Here is a 1,419-nt window from a genome sequence, read left to right on the forward strand (position 1 = left end):
ATGGCCGTGCCGTGCCGGGGTGGCGCGGCGGCGGGCCGCGCGAGCGCGCGCGGGCCCGCGAGATCTCCGTACTCCGCGTACGAGGAGGTTGCCGTGATCCGTACCGCGAGCGCCCGCGAGGCGAGCCCGCGCCACTACCTGATGTGCCCCCCTGAGCACTTCGAGGTCCGTTACGCGATCAACCCGTGGATGGACCCGGGCACCCCCGTGGACCGGGCGCGGGCGCTCGCGCAGTGGGAGGGGCTCGTGGCCCGCTACCGGGCGCTCGGGCACACGGTGGACGTGCTCGGCCCGGAGCCGGGGCTGCCGGACATGGTGTACGCGGCGAACGGGGCGACCGTGGTCGGCGGGCGGGTGCTCGGGGCGCGGTTCGCCTTCGCCGAGCGGGAGCCGGAGGCGGCGGCGCACCGGGCCTGGTTCACGGCGCGGGGCTGGGCGGAGGTCGGGGTGCCCGTGCGGGTCAACGAGGGCGAGGGGGACTTCGCCGTGACGGGCCGCTGGCTCCTCGCCGGGCACGGCTTCCGCTCCTCGCCGCTCGCGCCGGCCGAGGCGCAGGAGTTCTTCGGCCGCCCGGCGATCGGCCTGGAGCTGGTCGACCCGCGCTTCTACCACCTGGACACGGCCTTCGCCGTCCTCGACGCGGAGCGCGAGGAGGTCGTGTACTTCCCGGGCGCGTTCTCGCCGGGCAGCCGCGCGGTCCTCGCCGCGCTCTTCCCCGACGCGCTCCTCGCGAGCGAGGCGGACGCGCTCGCCCTGGGCCTCAACGCGGTCTCGGACGGGCGGCACGTGGTGCTGCCGCGCGAGGCGCGGGGCCTGTTCGGCCCGCTGCGGGAGCGGGGCTTCGACCCGGTGGGGGCGGAGCTGGACGAGCTGGTGAAAGGGGGCGGAAGCGTGAAGTGCTGTACGCAGGAACTGCGGCCCGCGCTCGTTCAGCCGTCCGTGCCCCCGCCCGCGTCCACCGCCGCCGCGTCCTCGGCCGGGGGCCACGCGTCGCCCCAGTCGATGTCCCGCGCCGCCCGGTAGAGGGGCCCCTGCCGCTTCGTGACCGTCGCGCGGCGCAGGGACTCGTCCGGCTCGCACAGCTCCAGGAGGACCTGGCCCTTGCGGATCTGCGGGCGGCGCAGGATACGGGTGGGGACGCGCTCGGGGGTGGCGCGCGTGGCCGCGACGTAGGAGAACTTCTCGTCCTCGTACGGCAGCGCGCCGCCCTTCACCTGGCGGTGCAGCGAGGAGCGCGCGACGCGGGCCGAGAAGTGGCACCAGTCGCGGCCCGGCTCGATGGGGCAGCGCCCGTCGTGCGGGCAGGGGGCGGCGACGTGCAGCCCGGCGGCGAGCAGGCGGTCGCGCGCCGCGAGGACGCGGGCGTAGCCCTCGGGGGTGCCGGGTTCGGTGACGACGATCGCGGCGCCGGGGTCGTCG

Annotated in this window: 2 protein-coding genes; one reads left to right on the top strand and one right to left on the bottom strand. The window is 77.0% G+C overall.

All coding sequences use genetic code 11. The annotated features are described in order from the left end of the window. The first annotated feature begins 93 nt into the window (after positions 1 to 93). Positions 94 to 1,023: a dimethylargininase gene (ddaH, locus tag G3I42_RS29050; RefSeq protein ID WP_164290728.1), complete on the top strand. Its 930-nt coding sequence runs from the start codon at positions 94 to 96 to the stop codon at positions 1,021 to 1,023. Here ddaH and G3I42_RS29055 read toward each other — a convergent pair. Further along, the coding region (locus G3I42_RS29055) for a small ribosomal subunit Rsm22 family protein (RefSeq protein WP_239096751.1) at positions 930 to 1,419 on the bottom strand (490 nt) is incomplete at its 5' end. The genes ddaH and G3I42_RS29055 overlap by 94 nt on opposite strands.

Source organism: Streptomyces sp. SID11385, assembly GCF_010548245.1.
GTDB lineage: Bacteria > Actinomycetota > Actinomycetes > Streptomycetales > Streptomycetaceae > Streptomyces.